This is a genomic window from Bacillus sp. B1-WWTP-T-0.5-Post-4, assembly GCF_009183795.1.
GTDB classification, from domain to species: domain Bacteria; phylum Bacillota; class Bacilli; order Bacillales; family Bacillaceae_G; genus Bacillus_A; species Bacillus_A cereus.
Genome location: NZ_WEIJ01000003.1, coordinates 182,271 through 206,279 on the forward strand (window position 1 = coordinate 182,271; position 24,009 = coordinate 206,279).

Here is a 24,009-nt window from a genome sequence, read left to right on the forward strand (position 1 = left end):
ATTCCCCTTTAAAATATAATTTAAAGCTATTAACTAAAAAGTGCTTTCTAACCCCCGAAACCTTTTAGAAACCCATACCCCTTTTCTGTTTATTTAATACAAGACTCTATCCAGTCTGTATCACTTCTAAACTTTTTGTTTATTCACATTCCAAACAATTTCACTTTTTACAAGGAATATCCTTTTCTTATAAAGATTATTAACATATTCTTTACAACTAAAAAGTAGTTTAATATTAACTTATAAATTTAAATTTATTTATGCAATAATGCATATTTGATAAATACTTTAAAAAACAGTTTGAATAAAATGCATTCAAAGAAAACCGTGCCACAAAACAGATACGGTCTAAGACAGAAATAATAAAAATTAAGATGATAGCTCGACTTTTCCCTTTTCCATAACTATCTTTATTTTTGTGTAAAACCATTCTTTCTCTGAATAATACGTACAAAAATAGATTGGATACCATGTAGGCACCAATCTATTTTAATTAAAGAAACTGTGTCAATTCTGAGTTCACAACACGTTGTGCAGTAATAATAACATTTTCAGCTGTTAGTCCATAAACACTATATAGTCCACCAGGTTGATTAGGAACAATTTGAACTTCATATTCAAATGCTTGTCCAAGAGCAGGATGAACTAAACTTAGAGTTGCAAAAGTAGAAGCATTAGAATTCACATTGAAGTTTACCTGTTCAATTAATACTAATGAACCGTCAAGTCTAAAAACTCTAGCTACTCCAGTAAGTGGGCCCGCAGTACGGTTAAGGATCTTCACCCTAACTTTATTTGCATTAGCAGGTTGATTTCCTACGTTTTCAATTGGTCCTGTAGTAAGAGCCATATAACACCACCTCCATTATATTATTATTATATTCAATGATAAACATTAATGTTATAGTCTAATTACCCAATTTATTTAAAATAAAAAGAAGCTCCAAATTCTATTATATTTAGGTCATAGATATTAAACTTAATAAAATTAAATGCAGGAACATATTTGATATGTTCCTGCATTTTTAATGTGGGTACCGCTACATAGCCATCTAGCTAAGATTTTGAAGTACTTCAAAATCAAAAATCTCATCTCACCACAGTTTTCTATGGGAATCCAGTGAACAGCTTATTTACATAATTTTCATCATTGGAAGTAAATACCAATAACTAAGCGTATTACTATTCTTTAAATGAGTAACAGTTCTAAAATTGATTTTTAATAGAAAAAAAGGGTTACAGATTCGATTGTAACCCTTTTTCCAAATATTTTTTGTTTTATACGATTTCTATAATAATTACAGGACTGAAGTATGATTCAAAATAGCGTTGATTATATGATTCCAATCGTCACAGTGAATCTCGTGACCCGATCCTTCTAAGGGTAGTAACACAGCATGCGGTATTTCATTAACAAGAGCAAGACCATGCTCGTATGAAAGCACTGTATCTTCTGTACCATGGATAACCAAAGTAGGTATATTGATTTCTTTTAATCTCCCCTCATAAGAATCCTCACCTTTAAGAAGGGAATGATTAAACATACTGAGTAGATTATTTGCCCGTTTTATTTCGTTTTCTACCTGCTTATAAGCCCTCTTCTTATCGAATTTATGCTTTGAACCACAAAGTAATGCTGATCCTGCAACCAAGTAATTTGCAACAGATTCTTCATCCGACCAATTTAGTTTGGCCGCATTAGTATGGTAAGCGAGTATCTTTTCATCGATCGGAGGCAAATTTCGGTCGTTATCTTCAGAACCAAAAATACCTGATGCAATCAAAGTTATACTTATAACTCTCTCAGGGTTCCTTAAGGCTACAATTTGAGCAATCATTCCACCCAATGACATTCCAACAATATGTGCTTCGTCAATATGATATGCATCGAGTACCCCAATCGCATCATCAGCCATATCTACCACAGTATAGTGGGAACTCCCCGGTTCATAAGTAGTTGACCGTCCGACATCTCTATTATCATAACGAATAACATATCGGCCCGTATCAGCTAATTGTTGACAAAATTCCTCATCCCAATAAACCATTGAACACATGGCTCCCATAATTAGTAAGACTGCTGGATCTGCTGAATTGCCAAAGCTCTCTGTACATATATCAATTTTATTAATTTTAATAATCTTTTCAGTCATGATTAACTCCTCATTTCATTCGTATTTAGTTAATAAAAAAAGACACAACCAAATAAACCCACACATTTCGAAAAAAATAGTCGGGCATAACGAATTGTGTTTAAAATTAACGTAAACGAATGAACTTGATAATCATGTTCAACACTCTCCTATATAATGAAAATAAGGATAAAACCCTTATTTTCATTATAACATAGCTCTATCAGTAGTAATATAGGTTCATTTCTTCTTATTTTATAGTTAAAAAAGTAATTTTTACTGTATGAATCTGCACTCTTAGTTGAAGAAAAGACGATGTATACAATATCCAAACCTAATTAATATAACGTCTCATTATCAGTAGTTAATACATCTAGAAGTCTAAAAAATATCCTCCAGTTAAGTACTCTGGAGGATATTCATATTTACATAATCATTCTTACAAGAAGCCACACAAAATGAAACTTCTTTAGTACCCAAAAGGCTTACTCTTATCTATTAATAACTGTACATCGTCTTGCTCCTCTACAGATTAAACGCTCGGCTTCTCTTAATGAAATTGGAACAAGTACAGCTTCATCAACATCGTCTTCTACATCAAAAACCGCAAATGCTTCCCCACCTACGATTAAAACACAAATGAATTCTACTTCTAAATCATCATGAGACCTAGGAATACAATTGGAAATAGTACAACGTTGAATACCCCCTGCTAACAATGTTCTAGCTTCTTGCTCAGATATTCGAATAAAAACAAATTCCTCTATGGCTACATTTCCAAATTCCACTTCAATTTCTACTAGAAGAAAGAATCTGTTTCTAATTCTCACTATACAATTTGCTCCAATTGAAATAATATCTTCATTCATTCTTTTCACCTCCTTTAATACTATAAAATTCACAAAGAGGTGAAATGGTGTGGACAAGCAAACAAAAAAGTAGTTTTTTTGAAATGTGAGAAATCAGTTAACAACTATCATCAAAAAAACAGAAAAAATACCCTACACAACAGGAAGTTTTCTCTGTTTTTAGTCTGTATACGATATTCAAAATTAGTTAACATAACGTCTCATTATCAGTAGCAATGAAAAAGGAGAACCCTGCTCTCACAAGTGAAACTTCTTTTTTAGTTCTATGAATCTAGACATTTTTTATACATTCCTATCCTAACGCGGTTTTAGTGTTCTTGTTTGTTACTGGATTAGCAAAAAAACTGTATAAAATCTTTCATACTTTTAGCCGATGGGGGCCAAAACACTGCCCCCCAATACGTGCTTTCTTAGGGTATTTCTTGAACCTTCATTAAACACTCTCCCGTCACTTGTCTATCTTTAAGAGGAACTTATTTAAAGTCCTCGCACCGAGCCTTTGTCCTCCTCCCAAAGCCAAACAAACAATTCAGATTACATGCCTATATCAAACTAAACATTCAATCTTTATCCAGTTTGTAAATAAAAAAGGACAATCAGCCCCATAATGGACTAACTATCCTATAAATTATTATCTAAATTCAATAAAGTGAAACTTTAATCAGTGGGGATTTTGTTCATCCCCACTGATTATCAGCCCTCACCAATCGTGCTTTTACGGGCAATTAATCCCCACCTAATTTCTTTGCTTCCGCTGAATTTTGAGGTGAGGGTCTTACTTACTGCCCGGCGAATAGCGGGATAAAACCAGAACTTCTTTTCCTATGTATATTTACTTCGTTACCTCTCCAAACTGCGCTCTCGTCACTTTCGCCAAGTCATCAACTTTCAGCTCAATTTGTATACCAATTTTCCCGCCGCTCACTATCATCTTATCAAGTAATTGGGCGCTTTCATCGATACATGTAGAAAATAACTTTTTCATTCCAACTGGTGAACAACCGCCGCGAATGTATCCTGACACTTTCGTAATATCTTTAACAGGAATCATTTCAATTTTCTTTTCACTTACTGCTTTTGCGGCAGCTTTTAAATTTAGTTCCTCATCTACCGGAATAATAAACACATGATAATTTTTACTATTCCCTTGAGCGATTAACGTTTTATATACTTCTCTCACTTCTCGTCCAATTTTCTCGGCTACTGATACGCCATCAATTTTCCCATCGTCTGGATCATATGACATCATCGAATATTCAATTTTTTCTTTATCTAATATTCGCATCGCATTTGTTTTATCTTTTTTCATAACGTTCTCCTTAAAACTTTATTTCATATCATTAAGTTTCCCTTTATTATACACCCTTTTCCATTTCTCCTACATAACTTCACGTATTTTTCAAAACTAAAAATATTGATAATTCAAAAATCATCTGATATAATTTGGAAAAACTTACGTTAAGGAGAGATTTGTCATGCGAAATTTTAATACTTCTTTCCAACTTCATCATCATACGTAACGCCGTGTATCCGAAGAAAAATTTTTCTTCGTGGGTACAGGGCTTTTCCTGTTGACCCACGAAGCGTTCATAAAGCTATGTGGGTATTTTTATACCTGCATAGCTTTTTTTAATTTAAAAAAGGAGTGATTATGATGGAAATGAGAAATGTAAAAGGAACGAAAGACTATTTACCAGAAGAACAAGTGCTGCGAAATAAAATTAAAAGAGCTTGTGAAGATACGTTTGAACGATACGGATGCAAACCTTTAGAAACGCCGACGTTAAATATGTATGAGCTTATGTCTTACAAGTACGGCGGTGGCGATGAAATATTAAAAGAAATATATACACTTCAGGATCAAGGGAAACGTGAGCTCGCCTTACGATACGATTTAACTATTCCATTCGCAAAAGTTGTGGCAATGAATCCGAACCTCCGCCTCCCTTTTAAACGTTATGAGATTGGGAAAGTATTTCGAGATGGGCCAATTAAACAAGGAAGATTTCGTGAATTTATACAATGCGACGTTGATATCGTCGGTGTTGAGTCTGTCATGGCAGAAGCTGAACTTATGGGTATGGCGTTTGAACTGTTCCGAACGTTAAACTTAGAGATAACGATCCAATATAATAACCGAAAATTGTTAAATGGTATTCTTCAGGCCATTAACATCCCTACTGAGTTAACAAGTGACGTCATTTTATCATTAGATAAAATCGAAAAGATTGGGATTGATGGTGTACGAAAAGATGTATTAGAGCGCGGAATTTCTGAAGAAATGGCTGATACGATATGTAATACCGTATTATCTTGTCTAAAGCTTACTATCGCTGACTTTAAAGAAACTTTCAATAATCCACTCGTTGCCGATGGAGTAAACGAACTACAACAATTACAGCAATATTTAATCGCCCTTGGAATAAATGAAAATACGATATTCAACCCGTTTTTAGCGCGAGGACTCACAATGTATACAGGTACTGTATATGAAATCTTTTTAAAAGATGGATCGATTACATCTAGCATCGGTAGCGGTGGTCGATACGATAACATTATCGGAGCTTTCCGTGGTGATAATATAAACTATCCAACAGTCGGTATTTCATTCGGTTTAGACGTTATTTATACAGCACTATCGCAGAAAGAAACAATCTCATCTACAGCGGATCTATTTATCATCCCGCTTGGGACAGAGTTACAATGCTTACAAATTGCCCAGCAATTACGTTCCACCACTTCCTTAAAAGTCGAACTTGAACTAGCAGGACGCAAATTAAAACGCGCCCTTAATTATGCCAATAAAGAGAATATACCTTATGTGCTTATTATTGGGGAAGACGAACTTAGTACAGAAACCGTTATGCTGCGGAATATGAAGGAAGGTAGTGAAGTGAAGGTTCCGATTTCTTCTTTAAGTAGTTATTTATAATACGAACCACCCTCGTTTGGGTGGTTTTTCTATTTTATAGATACCTAACAATTAGTTTACATAAAATTATTATAATCTATTAAAAATACAAATAAACAATATCCAATTACCTATTATTTTTGGTAATATATAGATATGAATTGTTTTAGGAGGATTAACTTTGAAAACCTACATTCAAGCACTAAAGTGGACTACAGGGATCTATCATCTTTTATTACTTCCTTGTTATTATGTATTTCCAAGTCTTGTTAACCTATATGGGTTACCTTTACTACTATTGATTGTTTTTCATATCACTACTATTTTATTAGCTAAAAAAGAAGGCATGAATACGTACCCTCAGTATATCGGTATTATCGTTACTCTAGTTGCCTTCTTTCCTTATATAGACATCTTTCTACATATGATAGCAGCCATTTTCCTTTTATTAGATGCTGCTTCTACGAATGCAAAAGAAGTGTATGATTCATAGATGGATAAAATGAAACTTTCATCCATTGAGTTTTGAAATAGGTCAGCAAAAAGGGTTTACTTTTTAAGTAAACCTTTTTTCATTTTTAATTACTTTCCTTACTTCAGAATAATAAAAGAATATTCTGTTTAATTTTTATAAATTTCTAAATATTTATAAAACATTCAAATTAACATACATTTTAGTTATGTAAAAAATCTAAGTTTTAAGGAGATGAATCCATGCTGAAAAAGTTGGTAGCAGGTGCATTATTAACTGTCTCGTCGTTAACTGGAGGACTGGGATCAGTATCAGCTAGTACCGAAAAAGATTATACGATTTCCTCTTTCGAATATGTAACTGTAGATGAAAAGACTGTTGATTCGTTTAACAAATTGAGTGCTCCATCAAAGGAAGACGTAAAAATAACGTTAGTTCTACCGAAACAAAATCAAAATGGAGACTGGTTATCTTATGGATTTTCGAGCAAAGAAAGTTTAGAGTCTTTTATTGAAAAAGATAAACAAAGGTTGAATCATTCAATCACTCCCCTTGGTGTTGGAGGAAGCGGACCTGGTAGTACAGACTTCTATAAACTTACAAATCAAGGTAGCGAGTATTTTTCTCTAAGTAGCGGTTATAAAAACTTGTCTGCTAGTTGGCAAAATCAAATTGTTTCTGTACGTACAGCAGCTCCTACTGCTAGCTACTCAACAACACTATGGGAACGTACTTCAACTGACGGATATGGAAAAGGTGTTGTTTTTAAACATGCTGATTGGTATGGTCAAACTGCAAACTTAAATAACTTTCCAACTTCAGCAGTTGAAGTTAAAAAGTAAAAAATATAGAAATAAAAGGTGTTTTCACGTATGGAAACACCTTTTATTTCTACAACTATTTCACATAACTCGTCTATATCAATTTCAACTCTTAACTATTATTTTTCGTATTCCTATTCTCCAAAACCTTCTCCATATTATGAGTTGCCCATTCCATCATTAATAGAATCACTGGACGTAGTGATTCACCAAGCTCAGTTAACGAATATTCAACTTTAGGTGGTACTTCACGGTATACTTCACGATGTATAATCCCATCAGCTTCAAGTTCTCTCAGCTGCAGTGTTAACATCCTTTGTGTGATATTTGGTTTTAATCTTTTTAATTCATTAAACCGCTTTGTACCATCTAATAAATGATACAAAATTACCCCTTTCCATTTCCCTCCAATCACCTCAACCATAGCTTCAACTGGACAAGAATATTTATTTAAAAATGGGTAATTTATATTATTTTCATTTGAACAATCCATAATAAATCCCTTCCCTTATCAATAGTATCTTTTTTGATACTATACCACATAAATGTGCGTACTTGTATCTGTGTTACTTTAAAAATATAATTTACTTACAAAAATAAATTCATGAAAAGAGGAACTTTTATGACAAATACAAATGAAATTACAAAAGAAAAGATTATGGAGGCTTTTCATTTCAGACATGCATGTAAAGAATTCGATCCTATGCACAAAATTTCAGAAGAGGATTTCAAATTCATTTTAGAAACAGGCAGATTATCTCCTTCTTCTTTTGGATATGAGCCTTGGAAATTTATTGTCGTACAAAATAAAGAATTAAGAGAAAAACTACAACCGTATTCATGGGGCGCTGGTGGGCAACTTGCAACAGCTAGTCATTTTGTTATTGTTCTTTCAAGAAACATTAAAGATATGCATTATGATGCAGAGTATATTAAATATATGATGAACGATATTATTGGATTGCCTGAAGACACTCAAAAAATTAGATATGAATTCTTCAAAAAGTTCCAGGAATCAGATTTTAACTTATTACAATCCGATCGTGCTGTATTTGATTGGGCATCTAAACAAACTTATATTGCTTTAGGTAATATGATGACGAGCGCAGCTCAAATCGGTATTGATTCTTGTCCAATAGAAGGATTTGATAAAGAGGAAGTAGATTCTTTACTTCGTCAAGAAGGCATTATACAAGGCGATAACTTTGAAGTATCAGTTATGGTTGCCTTTGGTTACCGTAAAGAAGAGCCAAAGCGTGATAAAACAAGACAGACTATGGATACAATTGTTGAATGGATTAAGTAATATAGCACAGACAAATAATGCTCCTAATAGCTGTATACTCATACTAAAGAAGAATGAATTGTTTTCTTACGTATGAATTTGGTTTTTCATGGAAAGATATGTTAGTATGTATACAGTTTGAGTGCTCTATTTTTAGAGTCGAACAGGAGGAGAATGAATATGTCTGATATTGAAGTTGGCGAAGTGTTTACTCTTAGTGATGAGAATAACGAAGAGCAAGAAGTAGAAGTACTTGGAGCGATGGATGTCGAAGGTGCAGAATATATTGCAGTTGCCTTTGTTGAAGATATCCAAACAGAAACTGAGGAAGACATTGATATTTTCTTTTTAAAAGTAGAAGAAGATAATGAGTTTTCATACATTGAAAATGATGAAGAGTTTGATAAAGTATCTGCTGCGTTTGAAAAGATTTTGGATGAGCAAGAGCAAGAATAGTATGAATGAAAAACACGAGGGCGGATGCATATCCGCCCTCGTGTTTTTATTCATCACTCATTCAGTGATTTATGCAGTAACTCCAGTACATCTTTCATCGCAAAAGGTCCATCTTTTTTAACATGCTCTGCAAATTCTGAAACGAGACGTAATGTTCTCACACTTTCGATTGGATGTTCTCCTGATGCACTTTCAGCTGAAAGCATAACTGCATTCGTCCCGTCCAGTACAGCTTGAAACACATCAGTCACCTCTGCCCTTGTTGGAATAGAATGATCTACCATAGATTGAAGCATTTGTGTTGCTGTAATGACATATGTATTCGTTCGATTACATTCCTGAATCATCATTTTCTGTAAAAGCGGAATGCATTGATACGGTAACTCTACTCCTAAATCGCCCCTTGCAATCATAATTCCATCTGCTTCTTTACATATATCTTGAAAATTCTCGATTGCTTCCATCGTTTCTATTTTTGCAATTATATTAGGTGACGTTTCTTTATACTGTTGTATAAAATCTCGTATTTCTTTTATATGACTAGGTTTTCTTACGAAAGAACACGCGATAAAATCAACATTCTCCTCTAAAAGAAACTGAATATCTTTTTTATCTTTCTCTGTAATAGCTGGTAAACGAACAGCCGTATCTGGTAAATTAACTCCTTTATGAGATGAGATATTGCCACCTGTTTTTACCTTCGTTTCTATTTTGTCCGTACTTATCTTTTCAACAATTAATTCAACTTCTCCATCATTAATTAAAATTCTACTGCCTACTTTTACATCATTCGCAATTCCTTCATAATCAACACTTGCTTCTGTATTACTCCCTGTAACTGATTGTGTATGTAAAATAAAAGAATCTCCTGCCTGAAGTGTAATTTGCTCTCCCTTCACTTCACCTAATCTTATTTTAGGTCCTTGTACATCACCCAAAAATTTAATAGAGTCATCTAATGATTTCACTAAACGAATGATGTCTTTATGACTTTCATGCGTGCCATGCGATAAATTCAGTCGAACAATTTTCATACCATTCTTTATTAACTGTGCTAACGTTTCTTTATTATTACTTGCGGGTCCAATTGTACAAATTCGATCGATTGTCATTTTTGTCACCATCCTTTTTTTAATAAGTTTCCCATATGAACTTAAAAATAACAGAGATTCTGACATGAATAGATTTAAATTTACACGAATTTCATAAAGTTAAACCTGTATCCCTTGCTGGCTAAGCATTAGAAGATATATTCGCTTTTTTGCAAATGAAGACATGTTGAATCGAAAGTAAAAGAAAAGTTAAGTATGGAATAAACCATTGAGAGTTTCGAAATTTTCATATATTGTATGAATTGAGTTCGAACTCAAAAATTTAAAAAGGTGGGAAAATTAGTGAATATGAAAAAATCTTTATCGGTGACAACTTTAGGGTTAGCGGTTTTAGGTTTTGGTTTTACTAATAACGCAAGTGCTTCAGAGGTCGATACTGTAGACAAGCAGCCCGTTTTAGTTGACTTTGATACAATTCAATCAACAAAAACATCTAGTGTTCCTAGTTTGACTATTGCAGCTGCACCTAAGAATGACTCTAACATTAGCGTATATACTCCCTTTTTTGGTAACCCCTATGCAGTTGCTAAATCGAAATCAACTACGACCGAAGACTATGTTTATGCAAAAGCAAGAACTTTCAATGGCGATGGCTCATTAGTAAATACGAAAAGTAATAGTGCAAAAAAATCATCCTTTGTAAGTGCTACAGCGACCAACACAAGCATTTATTATGGAGATGATTACGCTATCGGTAATCATACCTATAAATTAAGTGGTTATAATGATGTGAATCACGAAACAAAAGCTTTCTGGTAAGAAAGAGAAAAAAGATATGCATCTTGCATATCTTTTTTCTATAATATTTTACATATATTGAGGTGCTATTTATGAAACAAATATATATTATTAGCGGTGTTTTACTTATTTCATTACTTACAATTTATATTTTGTTCAATACTTCATTCATACAACCTCATCCACCTTCCATAGAAAATAAACGAGAGCAACAAACCAATACTGTTTCTTACGGATTGAAAGATAATCAAGGCCAACATATTAACAATGGTAGTACAATTACTAGTGAGGATAATAAAATTAATGTAACATTATCATTCGTACATACTATTAATGAAAACCGAAAATATGGATTAATTGTTCTAGAAGATTACGAACAAAAACCTTTTAAAATAGAAGATACTACTAATGAAATATCACACTATTTTTTTGATATGAAACCAAACAGTCCAATGACTAGGAAAATCTCTTTACACACTTCTCCTAATGCAAGTGAATTAACCTTTTTAATAATTAAAAAACCTGAATACAAATTAAAAGATAATAACTTAAATAAAGCAGCTATTTTAGAAGATATTCTAAGTATGCGATATTCAATGCATCCTCTTCAAAAAGAAAACGAAAAAATAAAACTCTCCCTTATAGATCCAGATGCTATTTTAAAAGATGGTCTTTACGAACCATTATTTGTTACGAACCGTGAAGAGAACTTACAAACTGTCTTCTTTGAAAAGGAAGGCAAGCAATTAATTTTATCAAACGGTAATGAAACAAATGATGAAATGACTTACGCAATCGTGGCTTTTAAAGATTGGAAACAAGTTGAAATATTTAACAATAGAAAAGTCGTTTATACTAAGGTTGCACCTGAAACGAGGCAAATCTTTAATTTCACATTGCCTTCAGTGGATCAGGAAAGTAATTTGCAACTCGTCGCTTTTCCATTTCCTTATAAAGTTAGCGAAGAAGATTATATCAGTCAACAAGCATTCAGTTCCTTTCGCATCGTAATTGAAAATGAAAATAAATAAGTTATACTGTGCACATTACAACAAACTAAAAAAGGCCTACTCACACGAGTAGGCTTTTGAAACTACGAAAGTTTCGTCAATAACTGATTTAAATCTTTTTTCGTTTTCGTCGTTAAAGATTTCATTTTATTAATATCAATTTTTTCTTTCTCCGCTCCTACAATTAACGGATACATACTTTGACCGATTGTTTTAGAATCCGTCGGATGTGATGCTTCTAGCTCTTTCTCAATTACATCCCACTTTTCATTAATTTGTTTACCAAGCTTATTCACTGTTTCCAATTTTGGATTAGCAGCTAACTGCTTGTCCAAGCTATCAATTAATGCTACAACTTCTTTAACATTCGTTTTCACAGCAACACTTTTCTTCGGATCTTTCGTTGTCTTTCCGTTATTGTTTGTGCTTGTACTTGTGCTTTGATCTGTTGTTTTCCCGCTAGTCGTTTGATCATTCGTTTTTCCTGTCGTCTCTTTTTCTTTTGTTTTTACATTTTCGTTTTGAGTTGACGTTTTGCCGTTACTTTCTGTCCCTGATGATTCTTTCGTATTTTTTGCATCCTTATCTGTTTTTTCATTTGAAGAAGTATTTGTTTCTTTTTCAGTATCTTTCGTTGTTTTTGACGCTTCATCTGCACTTGTCGTTTTTGCTTCTCCATCATTTTGCGCAGTTACTTGCTCTTTCTTTTCCGTTTCTTTATCTGCTGAAGGACTACAAGCTGCCATAGTAAGCATTGTACCAATTGTTATCGATGCGATAGCGACCTTTTTCATTTTCATATAAATCCCCCTATGTTTTACATAATTTATCCTCCCCTTTACGATTCGATTCCCCCTTAAAAAATCCCTTTTCATAGGAATTATCATCTTTCCGACAGTAATCTTCATAATAATACGTACAAAAACTGATAAACTCATTTTAATATTCGAGTTTCTTCTACTTCATTTTTCTACTCGCAAGTAAAAGAAAAAGAGTATATTGTCACATTAAGAATTACGATCTTCATATGACGATATACTCTTCTATCAAATTTTTATCTTTCTTGACATTTTATTTATACAAAAAAATAAAATTTTCTTTCGTTTTTTGTTTCTCAACATTTGTTAACATAATATTTTTATGAGTAACCACCATTCGAGTGAATGACTTGCCCAGTAACCCATTTCGCTTCTTCACTTACTAAAAAAGAAATTAAGCGCGCAGCATCCACCGGTTCTCCTACTTTACCTTGCGGGAACTTCCATACTAAATGATGCTTCAGCTCCTCTGTAATCCATCCTGTATTCGTCGGTCCTGGATCTACAGCATTCACTGTAATCCCCTTCTCCATCGCAACTGGTGCTACTGACTTTGTAAATGCTTCAATTGCCCCTTTCGTTGCTGCATATGCTAGTTCATCTGGCATTGGACCTACTGACTGTCCTGAAGTAAGATTAATAATACTCCCGCCCGTTTTAAGTGAATAATGTTTTATAAACAATGAACTTAATAGCATAGTAGCTCGAACATTAACTGTATAATGTTTATCCAACTGCTCTACATCTAATTCCTCAATCCTCGTATGAGTAGAATATACTGCATTATTAACTAGAATAGATGGATCACCTAACCGTTCTGATACCATATAAAACAAACGATTTGGCGAATAAGACTGCGATAAATTAATTTCTGCCATTTCACATCGAACATCGTAACTTTCAATTTCCTTTTTCAGCAAAAAGGGTTCTTGATCACTCATTCCCCATGGCATCGCTTTATCATACTTTGGCCAGTACGTGAAAAAAATGTCTATCCCCTTTTGAGCAAGCACCTTGCATACAGCTGCACCAATTCCATTCAGACGAGTTGCCCCTGTTACAATTGCTATTTTCTTCACCTTTTTCTCCTCCATCTATACACAGATCCCCTGCATGAATACAGAGGATCTATCTTCTTATTGAATATTTGACAGTATACGTTCAGCACCTAATTTTAACATTTTAATAAAGATATAATTTACAATCGTAAACATTACAAATAAAACGATAAACATAACCCAAAGTCCTACTTGAAGGAAGAAGTATAATACACTTACTCCACCCACAATAATTAAAGCTATTAAAATATTAGCTAAAAAATTCCACAAAGTTGTATAGCGGCTCTTAAATAATTTCTGCTCTGTATCCCAATGAATATCTGCAGTTTGCGCGTCCCAGCGTGTTCCGATTAAATTAATTAATAACAACCCGTTCGCACTTAGTAAAAACCACAGTATCATAAAGACTGGAGAAATCCCAGCTACAACTGCCATCGTAATACCGAATACTGCTAAAATGATCACATTAATTAACCAAGCAGTGATTGCTTTCGCAAAAAAGATATCCGAAGCCTTTACTGGTAAATAACGATTCACAAACCAAGAGCTTCCATCTCGCGAAAATGACGTTGTTGCAATGACGTTACTACCCATTAAAAATAACGATGCACAAAGGCCAACACCAATTGCAAATCCCGTTGTCTCTGAATTGTTAATATACTCTGTAATAAACTTTAAATTTCCATCTTGCACAAATAAAATAAAGAACAACATAATTGGCATAACGAAAGTTTGTACAATGCAATTTAAGAAAAATTGTGGTGTACGGAATAACGTTTTAAATTCTTTTTTCACATACGCTTTTAAATGCGAACTTTGTACTGTTGATTTCTGTAAACCTTCCGCCGAAATAACTTGTTTCTTTGCTGTACTCGTTGAAAGTCCAATAACCCCTTTTAAATATGTACGCTCTGCTATGTAATAAAACAACACAAAGAAGACAAATGAAATAACTGCAAAGATTATTACATATAAAGGTCCCTTCCAATTTGCATTTTCTACTAATGCTACTGCTCCAAAATATGTAGTTGGAAAATAGTTTGTCATTTGTACTAAAAGAGAAGACTGGTTGTTTGCAAGGTAATCCGCAATTGCATCTTCAGAAAACGAACTTTTATTTTTCCACTGCAAAAATACGTTAATTCCTACAATAAATAGTATACTTACGATTCCAATAAATATATTTCCTCGGTCTTTATTTTTCGCTATATTTGTATACCTCATAATAACTGTCATCAGTAACGAAGCTAGTACTAACGGCACAATTGGGAAGAGTAAGTAAATGAAAATCATATATATGTAATATGTAATAAATGCGCCACTTTTTAAACCGTACGTAATAAAGATCGGTAATAAAATAAATGAACTCATTACGTATTGTGTAATTAATACTGTTAAAAATTTGGCTGAAATAATTTGCGCTGGTTTTAATGGTAATGGTAATAACATTTCAATGTCATTGCTGTAGTAAAATACAGTTAAAATGTTCGTAATACTCATTAAAAATACCCATATACTCGCAATCGCAAGTCCCATTGCGATAATCATTCCTGGATCTTGCCCTAAATGTATCATTCCCTCATACATTGCATGCGTGATAGAACCAAACAGTAAAAAGCCGACAAATAAAATAGCTGCAAATGAAAATACATACGCCCATCGCTTCTTCTTATCTGTTATAAAATCTGCATAATTTAATTTCAATAATACTTTCGTTAACGTCCAAATTTTACTCATTGCCCGTCATCTCCAAGAACATTTTTTCAAGTGATTCATTGGATTTAAAATGATCTCTCATTTCATCTAAATTCCCTTTAAACTGAAGGTTTCCCTTATTAATAATCGCGACGCGGTCACATAATTTTTCTGCCACTTCTAATACGTGTGTAGAGAAAAATACAATCTTTCCTTTATCCGCATGCTCTCTCATCATTTCTTTTAAAATATATGCAGATTTCGGATCAAGCCCAGTTAATGGTTCATCTAAAATCCATACATCTGGCTCATGTACGAGCACACCAATAATAACGATTTTTTGTCTCATACCGTGCGAATAACTTTGAATTTGATCAGATAAAGCATTATAAAGATCAAACTTCTTCGCTAAAGACTCTATTCGTTCTTGTCGTACTTCTTTCGGCACTTCATACATATCGGCCATAAAGTTTAAATATTCAATTCCTTTTAATCGTAAAAACATATCTGGACTATCTGGTACATAACCAAACGTCTTCTTCGCTTCCATCGGCTCTTCCATAATATTTTTTCCGTTAATCGTAATAGTCCCTTTGTCCACCCCGTGAATACCAGTAATCATCTTAATTGTCGTTGATTTACCCGCACCATTCGGTCCTAAAAATCCAAAGATTTCGCCGCTAGGTACAGATAAACTTAAGTCTTTTACTGCATAGGTAGACCCATTATAACTTTTTGACACATTCGTAATTTCAATCATTTCATCCAATCCTTTCCTTAATTACCAAATAACTATATTGATATTATAGCATAGTTCTATTTTAAGATTTTTACATTTTTCAGTATATTTAACCTTTAAAATAAATATACACCCCTAATCCAACAACTAAAACGACAGCTAGTATAATATAAATCATTGTTAAGCGTTTAATATTCCCCTTTGTCGCTTTGCTATAATTTGCATCACCATTCCGCCCAATTAACACCGTCGCAATGACAGTAATCACTACAAGTAATACAACGATCATGATCCAAGTTAGCATTTCTTCCTCCCCCTCCTTACAACCATTTTACAATATTATCCTCTTTATTTCGCAGCATATTTCCTCTTTTTACTATTATTATGAACCAAACTGGAAAACTATTATTACCATTCCTATCCATATGTGATATATTTATAACATAACGTGATTTATTTCTAACACTATAAGGAGGAACTATCATGAAAACAACTTGGATAAAATATTTAGGATTTCTCGGTTTCTTCGGTTTCCTCGGATTTTTTTATGAAAAAGGATTGTTTACTATGTTCTGTTTCTTCTCCTTTTTCACATCGTATAGAACAGTTCAACACGATGAACTGTTTGAACAAATTGTCAATAAATCGTGTCGCAATGCATTTATCGTTACGTTACTAACTACCACAATCATTATGTTTATTGAAATGTTATTTCCAAACCCTACGCTACAAGAGATTGATATCGCTCTTATTTTCGGCACACTCATTCTTACATTCGGCTTTTCTATGTTCTTTTTCGATAAACCAATGGATGAAATGGAAGATGCACCATGGCATTCGTAACGAGAATAAAAGAATACCGTGCCAAATTGAACATGACACAAGAAGATTTAGCGAAGAGCGTTGGTGTGCGACGTGAAACAATTAGTCATCTCGAAAAAGGTAAATACAATCCTTCCTTACAACTTGCTCACGATATAGCGAAGGCATTACATAGTACGATTGATGAGATTTTTATTTTTGAGGATTGATTAAAGACGTCCAGTCACAAGAATCACAAAAAAAATACCGTCATTCTTTCCAAGAAGAATGACGGTATTTCTCATTGATTATCCATATAAAACCGCATGAAATACGCCTAATAGCAAGTATTGATCCTGCATGTAATCTTCATCATATACATTTATCTCAATGTAATACATATCTTCCTCAAGACGAATATTCCAATCTGCAATTACATAGCCCTTTCGTAATAACTTTCCCATTCCAAATAAAGTTTTATGAACAACATATTCTTCTGCCTTATATGTAAAGGTAAATAAGAAATTTGCATCCAATAACTTTCCGTCACATACAAGTATTTCATGCTCTGCATCATGATTATCTTTGTACATTACTAAAATCCTTCTTTGGCGCTGCCTACTTACATCCTTTGCAATGACGCGAATATTGTCCTTACTATCCTTTATTTCATAAATAATATTACTACCAATTTTCGGAATAAAATCCAGCACTCTCATCAGCGTATTTTTATAATAGCCCCTTACTACACCTACTTGCTCACTTCCATTATAAACCTCTATCGGTGTCGTATCTGCTTTACTATCACACGGTCGTTTGTAAGAGAGCTGCATCATTCGCTCTCCTCTTAAGTACTGATCAAACGTCACAGGATATTCTATCATGCGCAGTTCTTTATTTAACTCATACAAATAGCGTTGAACACTCTCTATTAATGTTGTAGTAGCTATACGCTCTTGAAGTTCAAATTCTTGCCAGCTGGAAAAAACATTCCATTGATTATGATCCTCTTCATAGAAGAAACCAAGAATTACCTCTTCACGGTCAGCCGTTTCATATTTCATAGGCACGTTCTGCCCATGTTGAACTTGTTCCATCCACTGACCTAAATAAATCCCCAGCTCTGCAACCTTCATACATGATTTTTGAAAAAATACGCTGTCACTCGCGCAAATCGTTACATCTCCTTCGATAAAGCCCTTTGAATAAGCATCATACCGTGGCTCATCCTTCTGCGGGAGATTCTTGTCTAACTCAAATAAAAACTTTAACATCCTTTATTCACCTCTAGTTGTTACACTAATCATACATGACATCGCATCACGCTAGGAAACTATTTATATACGCATATTTAATTCACGCATTATAACACGTGAATGACCTTGTATAGTAGCTCTATTTTTTTGTTCTATATCTTAGTATATGAATTTACATGAGCAATTTTTCAAATATATCTATCGCAACTTACAATATATCAACGATTTTTCAAATATATCTATCGCAACTTACAATATATCAACGATTTTTCAAATATATCTATCACAACTTACAATATATCAACGATTTTTTCAATATATCGATTTTTCGACAAATATCAGCATGATTAAAATGAAGCTACCTTTTCTTCCGCCACTTCTACAATTTCTAAAATTTGTAGCAGACTCTCCACTTCATAAGTCGGGTTAACATCTGTCCCGTTTTCTTTCAAACTCGGATTATACCAACACGTATCAATGCCGTAATCTTCTCCGCCTTTCATATCAGAAGTTAACGAATCTCCAACCATTAGTACGCTTGATTTATCAGTAATCCCAAACTTCTCAAACGCATAATCAAAAATCTCACGTGCTGGTTTTTGATGACCAACTTCTTCAGAAATAATAATGTGATCAAAGAAATTACATAAAGGTGAATTTCCGATTCTTGATTGTTGCACCTTCGTATATCCATTCGTAATAATACCTAACTTGCAATCTTGTAGATTTTCACATAATTGTACTGCGCCTTCTATAAGATGTACTTCCTTCCCTAAATTTTCAAGGTATACATCACTAAATTGCTGTGCATCTACGTCTATATTATGAAGTGCAAATAATTGTCTAAATCGATCTACTGCTAATTCACTTAGCGTAATCATTTTATTTTCTAAATCTCTCCATAATCCATTACTAATCTCTTTATAGCTTGCAAGATAATCATTATACCCTGTAGGCATATCAAACTGTACAAACGCATTATGTAATGCGTGTCTTTCCGTTTCAGGGAAATCTAATAATGTATCATCTACGTCGAATAATATAACTTTGTATTTCATGATGTTCTCCTCAATTCCTATTTTAAAAGCTTCGTTCTCATTGCTTATAAATTTTTATATATTTCGTGATGAAGCGCTTTAACCCGCTCTTTATAGAATACACCTTTATCTTTTATTTTCAAATGTGCTATAAATAAGTTTGCTAGCATGACTGCTGTATCTAGTCTATAAAATAAACTAACAATATGAGGAGTAACATTAAAGATACTATCATTCTTATATCCATCTTTAAATTCATCCCAACTAACCTCATTTGTTTCAGCTATTCTCATAAGCTCCAGCAATGGATGACCAATTAAAGCGTTATCCCAATCAACTATTGCTTTAACTTCTCCATTATACCCGATTAAATTGGCTGGTCGAATGTCCATATGTAATAAACATTTTACATGATCTGCTGTACTAAGAATATATTCAATTGTTTTTGTATCCGGAAGATTAATTTTACAGTTCGTGATTGTATTAAACCCTTCTATCCGTTTTACAATTCGTTCTGCTATATACTTACTAATGGGCTCTCTAATATTTTGTTTGTAATACAAACCATCAATTGGCATACTATGAAGATTGCTCACTAACTCCCCTATTTTGCATGCGGAAATTGGCATATGATCAGCATATACACAATCCGAAATTAAAAAATCAAGTTCGGTTGAAAGATGCAATCCGTGTATCCTTGGTACTGGAATACCTTTTGAATGACAATACTTAGACAGCTCCGCTTCCTTTTGCAACGAAATCCGACTGTTAAATAAGTCTTCATTTATATTTTCCACTTCTCTTTCCCACGGTACTCGAAATGCCAAAGACCCCTTTTCTGAATCTCCTTGAAAAACAATATTTTGCACTCCCGTTCCAATCACCTTTAAATCTTGAATAGCTAGTTCCTTATACTCTTGACTTAGTATTGTTGCCAGCTTTTCTCTTAACCCCTCTGCTTTTACACGTGTATAAATCATTTTATCCCCCGATTCTTAAGTTCTTTTCATCCATTTTCTCCTCGGTGCACAACATCCTCATTAACAAAATTATAGCAACAATAGTAAAAGGAGGCTAATCCGCTCAGCCTCCTTTTACTTATTAGTCTTCTAGTAATAACTCTTTCATTTTCTCTAACGACTCTTTCGTAAAGCCAAGAGCCCTTTCAGCGTATGCTTCAACTGATCCGTATTGCTTTTGAATTTCACCAATCGCAGCTTGCAAGTATTCAGCACGTGCTTCAAACATTGCACCTAATATCGCTCTGCTCTCATCGTTTTGTAATTTCGCACCTAAAAAGGCCATCATTTTTTCATTTAGCTTTTCACGGAATCCGTTACTTAGTAAGTAGTCTTCCATTACTGTTTTTTCTGGTACACCTAGTAAAAGTAGTAATAATGCTGAACCAAATCCAGTACGATCTTTTCCAGCTGTACAGTGGTTTACTAACGGTAAGTTTTCCGGGTTTTGCGCTAAGTTTAAGAAGCTCACGAATGCCTCGTTACCACTTACGAAATCTTGATTTATTTTCACAAGATACTCACCTGGTTTTCCTAACATAGAAAGGTCACCAACTTGGAAAAACTCATTTATATTTAAGTCTTTCGCTAAGTCTTGCATAACTGGTAAGCACACTTGACGAGCACCTGTAATCTCAGGATTGGGCTTATGCTTTACCTCAAAGTCTGTACGATAGTCACAAATTAACTTTAAACCAGACTTTTGTAAATAGTCGATATCCCACTCTGTTAGTCCTGCTAATTCTTCAGAACGGTATAATTTGCCCCATTTCACTTTACGTCCATCTGTCGTTTCATATCCACCCATATCACGGAAGTTAAACGCACCTTGTAATGGCAATCTACGCTCAGCTACTGTCACTGCTTGTCCATTACTACCTACTAGTCTAAAATATGGACGCTCATTGTCGCTCGGGTTTTCAATTGTATATGATAATTCTCCATTTACAGTTGAAAGTAATTCTCCATTTTCTTCAATATGATCTGGCGAAGTACTCCAATAAATACGAACTTCTTCTATATTATTTTCCCACTTTATTTGTAACGTATTATCTTCAATTCTTTCTACAGTTGCTTGTAGCCAATTTCTTTGCTGCTCCATTCTTTCACCAACGCTTTCTCTTATAATTGAATCTTACCCTATTGTATTATGGGAATATCCATTTTGTCGTTCTCATTTTTCTTTTTATCTTACAAACAAGCGAAAAGTTCTTTTACTTGTTCAAAATTTGTACATGGATTACCGCGAAATACGTATGCGATTTGTTCATTACCTAAATCTTCGTATACAACTGTTCCGCGATTAGGGTGCGAATAAAACTCTAACCCGTTTATAATTTGTTTTGGGCCATAGTTCATTGTCCATGAAGAAATAGGATAATACGCTTTGTTTTTATGTCTACAAACCCAAAGTGCATATAGTTTATTAACTTCGTCCCAGTATACATACTGCGTTTCGTCATTTCCGAAACCGACCGATTCAAGTTTCCAATTTAGTTTTTCATGAATTAACAAATTTACATAGGATACGTCATCTGGAGCATTCCACTCTCTACATCTTCCTATCTCACCCATTTCACTTCTCTTCGCTTGAAAGCTTAATAAGTGAAATGATGTATGTAATATCGTTTTCCCAAGCTCCATATTTACTGGTTGTAATTCAAATAGAAATCGTTCCATTTCGTCTTGGTTTACATATCCATGATCAACAGAAATTTCAACTTGTGTTTTCCATATAGATGTAACGTAACTTTCTTTTCCTTTATAATTTATACCTTTCCAATACACAAGCCCTTTATATTGAAAACAATCTCCTTTTGCTTGAGAAATACAGCTATCCGGAAATACTGGTTCCATTATATCGAGAAAAAATTCCTTTACTCGAAACATCCCAGTTGGAGTAACAACCTGAAACCAAAAAGTTCCCCACTTTTCACCTTCATAACGTTCTGAAACTTTTTCAACATTCCAGCCTTCTAACAATACATTTGGATACAATAACACGAATGAATGCATGGATTGCTTTAACATATATAGTCCCCTCCCGCTATACGAGTTCGAGAGTATACATCATTCATACTCCTAAAACTTTCTCACATATCTCTCAGTTGAACTAAACAACTGACATCCGTTCTTTTCAAAAACATCCTTCATCCACTCATTTTGCATATTTGTCTCACCAATATAATAAGATGCACCTATTTCCTTTAAGACAAACATCGCACCTGCAAATAACGCAGCTTCATATCCCTTATTACGCATATTTGGAGTAACTGCGAAGTACATAAGTTTCCCTTCTTCTAACGTACCTCTTTCAATATGCGGGATTACAATTCCTATCGGCTTTTTATCGACACTCGCTGTTAAGCAATGTTCTTTCCATTGCTCACCAATTTCTTGTAGCATCATATGCACAAATTGATCATGAGCGACTGGTTCTCCCGTTGCTTCATTCCACAGTGAATAAAAAGCCTCTTCTCCAACTTCTTCAATAAGCTTAAAATCAATTTCACTTTCTACATCTTCTACTTCGTATATATCTTTAAATACAATCATGTTTTCCGTAACATATTCAAATGAATACGTTTCAAAACATCTTTTATACACATCATAATTTGGACTTTTTGAAGAGATTTCAAAATGTAGTTTTTCTAATCCATCTTTTTTAGCTTCAGCAACGCAATATTGCATCATTTCCTCTAATTGCTCTTCTGTAAAAATCTCTGCATTATTTTCTTTTATCATAATAGAAGAAGCATTTCTTCTTATTTTAAAATGTTTTTCTAACTGTTCTATCGTCGTCATATTCTTCCCTCATCTATATCATACTCGAATTTCTAATCGTTCTCCTTGCATGAGCAGGATTGTCCTTGAATATATAGAATACTAGAAAAGATCGCATCTTTAAAGTGCGGAGGAGGTTCTCCAGTGGATATTACAGCATTGCAACAACAGTTAGAGCTTATACAACAAAATGACTATACGCAACTGCAACATATAGACGTAAATGAGTTAACTTTGAACATGCTTCAGTATATCGGAACGACTGATAGCTACGTTCGTTACCAACTTATATATAAATGTTTTGCACATTTCATTCATCATGAATTCCTTATGGATGATCAACTGAAATTACTTCTGCAAACTTGTTTAAGTGATGAGTATTTATATTGTGACATTTACTCCCCACATACAGATGGGGTTTTCACACGTTCTTACACTGTTTCGTTAATTGCGTTAATACTCCAATTCGCTAATTCGCACTACTTTTGTACAGAGGAGGATATCGAAGAAATAAAAAATAAACTCATTACATACACAAACTTAGAAACGGATTTTCGGGGCTATATCGAAAATAAAGGATGGGCTCATTGTCTTGCTCATGTATCTGATGCCTTTACTGAAATTGTTCATAATACGTATACAACTTTTGAATGGTACGAAGAATTAATTCATTGTTTATTAAATAAAATCTTTATTCCATCTGACCTTTTTCATAATAACGAAGATGAACGCATTGTTACTCCATTACTAGCAATGCTGTATCATGATTTTCCTCAGAACGATTTAATTTCTATTATTCATAAAAAAATAAAAAGGCTTCCTCAAATTAGAAAACGCCTTTCGCTTAATGAGTATTGTATTTTATGTGCCAATATTAAAACCTTTTTACGCACATTATTTTTCAGAACGAAAGATGACCATAACTTAGCCTTTACAGCACGTAAAACAGAAAGAATGTTAAAAGAACTTCCTAACTATTATTAAATACAAGGAGCA

Annotated in this window: 27 protein-coding genes; 10 read left to right on the top strand and 17 right to left on the bottom strand. The window is 33.7% G+C overall.

Annotated elements, in window-relative coordinates; genetic code table 11:
* Positions 1–493 precede the first annotated feature (493 nt).
* The 4 genes from GBN91_RS11670 to ybaK form a co-directional block, all read right to left on the bottom strand.
* Complete coding sequence (locus GBN91_RS11670; protein WP_001229415.1) at positions 494–850, bottom strand: hypothetical protein; 357 nt, start codon at positions 848–850, stop codon at positions 494–496.
* 448 nt (positions 851–1,298) lie between these two features.
* The gene (gene mle / locus GBN91_RS11675) at positions 1,299–2,153 is read right to left on the bottom strand and encodes an alpha/beta fold macrolide esterase (RefSeq protein WP_025708764.1); all 855 of its coding nucleotides are present in this window, start codon (positions 2,151–2,153) and stop codon (positions 1,299–1,301) included.
* A gap of 470 nt (positions 2,154–2,623) precedes the next feature.
* Positions 2,624–3,001, bottom strand: a complete 378-nt coding sequence (locus GBN91_RS11680; protein ID WP_001001282.1) for a hypothetical protein — start codon at positions 2,999–3,001, stop codon at positions 2,624–2,626.
* Between the two features lie 832 nt (positions 3,002–3,833).
* Positions 3,834–4,310 (bottom strand): Cys-tRNA(Pro) deacylase, encoded by a 477-nt coding sequence (gene ybaK, locus GBN91_RS11685; protein WP_000710857.1) that lies wholly within the window; start codon positions 4,308–4,310, stop codon positions 3,834–3,836.
* 345 nt (positions 4,311–4,655) lie between these two features.
* Here ybaK and GBN91_RS11690 point away from each other — a divergent pair, with 345 nt between their 5' ends.
* From GBN91_RS11690 to GBN91_RS11700, 3 genes are all read left to right on the top strand, one after another.
* The gene (locus GBN91_RS11690) at positions 4,656–5,933 is read left to right on the top strand and encodes a histidine--tRNA ligase (RefSeq protein WP_000425991.1); all 1,278 of its coding nucleotides are present in this window, start codon (positions 4,656–4,658) and stop codon (positions 5,931–5,933) included.
* Positions 5,934–6,093: 160 nt separating this feature from the next.
* Positions 6,094–6,405, top strand: a complete 312-nt coding sequence (locus GBN91_RS11695; protein WP_000860724.1) for a hypothetical protein — start codon at positions 6,094–6,096, stop codon at positions 6,403–6,405.
* Between the two features lie 221 nt (positions 6,406–6,626).
* Positions 6,627–7,226: a hypothetical protein gene (locus tag GBN91_RS11700; protein ID WP_000914421.1), complete on the top strand. Its 600-nt coding sequence runs from the start codon at positions 6,627–6,629 to the stop codon at positions 7,224–7,226.
* 91 nt (positions 7,227–7,317) lie between these two features.
* Here the strand turns inward: GBN91_RS11700 and GBN91_RS11705 are convergent, their stop codons facing one another.
* Entirely contained in the window at positions 7,318–7,698 is a 381-nt protein-coding gene (locus GBN91_RS11705) for a winged helix-turn-helix transcriptional regulator (protein ID WP_000340659.1), read from the bottom strand.
* Positions 7,699–7,827: 129 nt separating this feature from the next.
* Between GBN91_RS11705 and GBN91_RS11710 the strand changes: the two genes are divergently transcribed.
* Both GBN91_RS11710 and GBN91_RS11715 read left to right on the top strand, forming a co-directional pair.
* A complete protein-coding gene (locus tag GBN91_RS11710) occupies positions 7,828–8,511 on the top strand; it encodes an NAD(P)H-dependent oxidoreductase (protein WP_060851896.1) in 684 nt (227 codons plus the stop codon).
* A 153-nt stretch (positions 8,512–8,664) separates the two neighbouring features.
* The gene (locus GBN91_RS11715) at positions 8,665–8,946 is read left to right on the top strand and encodes a DUF1292 domain-containing protein (RefSeq protein WP_002005464.1); all 282 of its coding nucleotides are present in this window, start codon (positions 8,665–8,667) and stop codon (positions 8,944–8,946) included.
* A 53-nt stretch (positions 8,947–8,999) separates the two neighbouring features.
* Here GBN91_RS11715 and GBN91_RS11720 read toward each other — a convergent pair whose 3' ends face one another.
* A complete protein-coding gene (locus GBN91_RS11720; protein WP_060851895.1) occupies positions 9,000–10,058 on the bottom strand; it encodes a pyruvate kinase in 1,059 nt (352 codons plus the stop codon).
* A gap of 282 nt (positions 10,059–10,340) precedes the next feature.
* On the opposite strand from GBN91_RS11720, the gene GBN91_RS11725 reads away from it, so the two are divergent.
* Together GBN91_RS11725 and GBN91_RS11730 are read left to right on the top strand one after the other, a co-directional pair.
* Positions 10,341–10,817, top strand: coding sequence for a hypothetical protein (locus GBN91_RS11725; protein ID WP_001056353.1), 477 nt, complete (start codon positions 10,341–10,343; stop codon positions 10,815–10,817).
* A gap of 71 nt (positions 10,818–10,888) precedes the next feature.
* Positions 10,889–11,827 carry a hypothetical protein gene (locus GBN91_RS11730; protein ID WP_152121530.1) on the top strand — a complete coding sequence of 313 codons (939 nt, stop codon included), beginning with the start codon at positions 10,889–10,891 and terminating at the stop codon, positions 11,825–11,827.
* A 62-nt stretch (positions 11,828–11,889) separates the two neighbouring features.
* Here the strand turns inward: GBN91_RS11730 and GBN91_RS11735 are convergent, their stop codons facing one another.
* The 5 genes from GBN91_RS11735 to GBN91_RS11755 all read right to left on the bottom strand — a co-directional run bounded on the left by GBN91_RS11735 (position 11,890) and on the right by GBN91_RS11755 (position 16,420).
* The gene (locus GBN91_RS11735; RefSeq protein WP_000782545.1) at positions 11,890–12,606 is read right to left on the bottom strand and encodes a hypothetical protein; all 717 of its coding nucleotides are present in this window, start codon (positions 12,604–12,606) and stop codon (positions 11,890–11,892) included.
* 338 nt (positions 12,607–12,944) lie between these two features.
* The gene (locus tag GBN91_RS11740; protein WP_000716965.1) at positions 12,945–13,703 is read right to left on the bottom strand and encodes an SDR family oxidoreductase; all 759 of its coding nucleotides are present in this window, start codon (positions 13,701–13,703) and stop codon (positions 12,945–12,947) included.
* A 57-nt stretch (positions 13,704–13,760) separates the two neighbouring features.
* Entirely contained in the window at positions 13,761–15,419 is a 1,659-nt protein-coding gene (locus GBN91_RS11745) for a putative ABC transporter permease subunit (protein ID WP_152121531.1), read from the bottom strand.
* Positions 15,412–16,137, bottom strand: coding sequence for an ABC transporter ATP-binding protein (locus tag GBN91_RS11750; protein WP_000570206.1), 726 nt, complete (start codon positions 16,135–16,137; stop codon positions 15,412–15,414). Before GBN91_RS11750 ends, GBN91_RS11745 begins: the two co-directional genes overlap by 8 nt.
* An 88-nt stretch (positions 16,138–16,225) precedes the next feature.
* Positions 16,226–16,420: a hypothetical protein gene (locus tag GBN91_RS11755; RefSeq protein ID WP_000958863.1), complete on the bottom strand. Its 195-nt coding sequence runs from the start codon at positions 16,418–16,420 to the stop codon at positions 16,226–16,228.
* 179 nt (positions 16,421–16,599) lie between these two features.
* Between GBN91_RS11755 and GBN91_RS11760 the strand changes: the two genes are divergently transcribed.
* Positions 16,600–16,959 (top strand): DUF3796 domain-containing protein, encoded by a 360-nt coding sequence (locus tag GBN91_RS11760; protein WP_000859226.1) that lies wholly within the window; start codon positions 16,600–16,602, stop codon positions 16,957–16,959.
* On the top strand, positions 16,947–17,147 hold the full coding sequence (locus GBN91_RS11765; protein WP_000896323.1) for a helix-turn-helix transcriptional regulator: 201 nt from the start codon (positions 16,947–16,949) through the stop codon (positions 17,145–17,147). The genes GBN91_RS11760 and GBN91_RS11765 overlap by 13 nt, the downstream gene beginning before the upstream one ends.
* A gap of 78 nt (positions 17,148–17,225) precedes the next feature.
* Here the strand turns inward: GBN91_RS11765 and GBN91_RS11770 are convergent, their stop codons facing one another.
* The 6 genes from GBN91_RS11770 to GBN91_RS11795 form a co-directional block, all read right to left on the bottom strand.
* Positions 17,226–18,191 carry a tubby C-terminal domain-like protein gene (locus GBN91_RS11770; protein WP_152121532.1) on the bottom strand — a complete coding sequence of 322 codons (966 nt, stop codon included), beginning with the start codon at positions 18,189–18,191 and terminating at the stop codon, positions 17,226–17,228.
* A 329-nt stretch (positions 18,192–18,520) separates the two neighbouring features.
* Positions 18,521–19,231, bottom strand: coding sequence for a YjjG family noncanonical pyrimidine nucleotidase (locus GBN91_RS11775; protein WP_000875906.1), 711 nt, complete (start codon positions 19,229–19,231; stop codon positions 18,521–18,523).
* Positions 19,232–19,275: 44 nt separating this feature from the next.
* Positions 19,276–20,190 (bottom strand): phosphotransferase family protein, encoded by a 915-nt coding sequence (locus tag GBN91_RS11780; protein ID WP_152121533.1) that lies wholly within the window; start codon positions 20,188–20,190, stop codon positions 19,276–19,278.
* A 121-nt stretch (positions 20,191–20,311) separates the two neighbouring features.
* Positions 20,312–21,331 carry a tyrosine-protein phosphatase gene (locus tag GBN91_RS11785; RefSeq protein ID WP_152121534.1) on the bottom strand — a complete coding sequence of 340 codons (1,020 nt, stop codon included), beginning with the start codon at positions 21,329–21,331 and terminating at the stop codon, positions 20,312–20,314.
* A gap of 89 nt (positions 21,332–21,420) precedes the next feature.
* Positions 21,421–22,260: a hypothetical protein gene (locus GBN91_RS11790; RefSeq protein WP_011110255.1), complete on the bottom strand. Its 840-nt coding sequence runs from the start codon at positions 22,258–22,260 to the stop codon at positions 21,421–21,423.
* 51 nt (positions 22,261–22,311) lie between these two features.
* Entirely contained in the window at positions 22,312–23,034 is a 723-nt protein-coding gene (locus GBN91_RS11795; RefSeq protein WP_152121535.1) for a GNAT family N-acetyltransferase, read from the bottom strand.
* A 123-nt stretch (positions 23,035–23,157) separates the two neighbouring features.
* Between GBN91_RS11795 and GBN91_RS11800 the strand changes: the two genes are divergently transcribed.
* The gene (locus GBN91_RS11800) at positions 23,158–23,997 is read left to right on the top strand and encodes a DUF2785 domain-containing protein (protein ID WP_000355451.1); all 840 of its coding nucleotides are present in this window, start codon (positions 23,158–23,160) and stop codon (positions 23,995–23,997) included.
* Positions 23,998–24,009 lie beyond the last annotated feature (12 nt).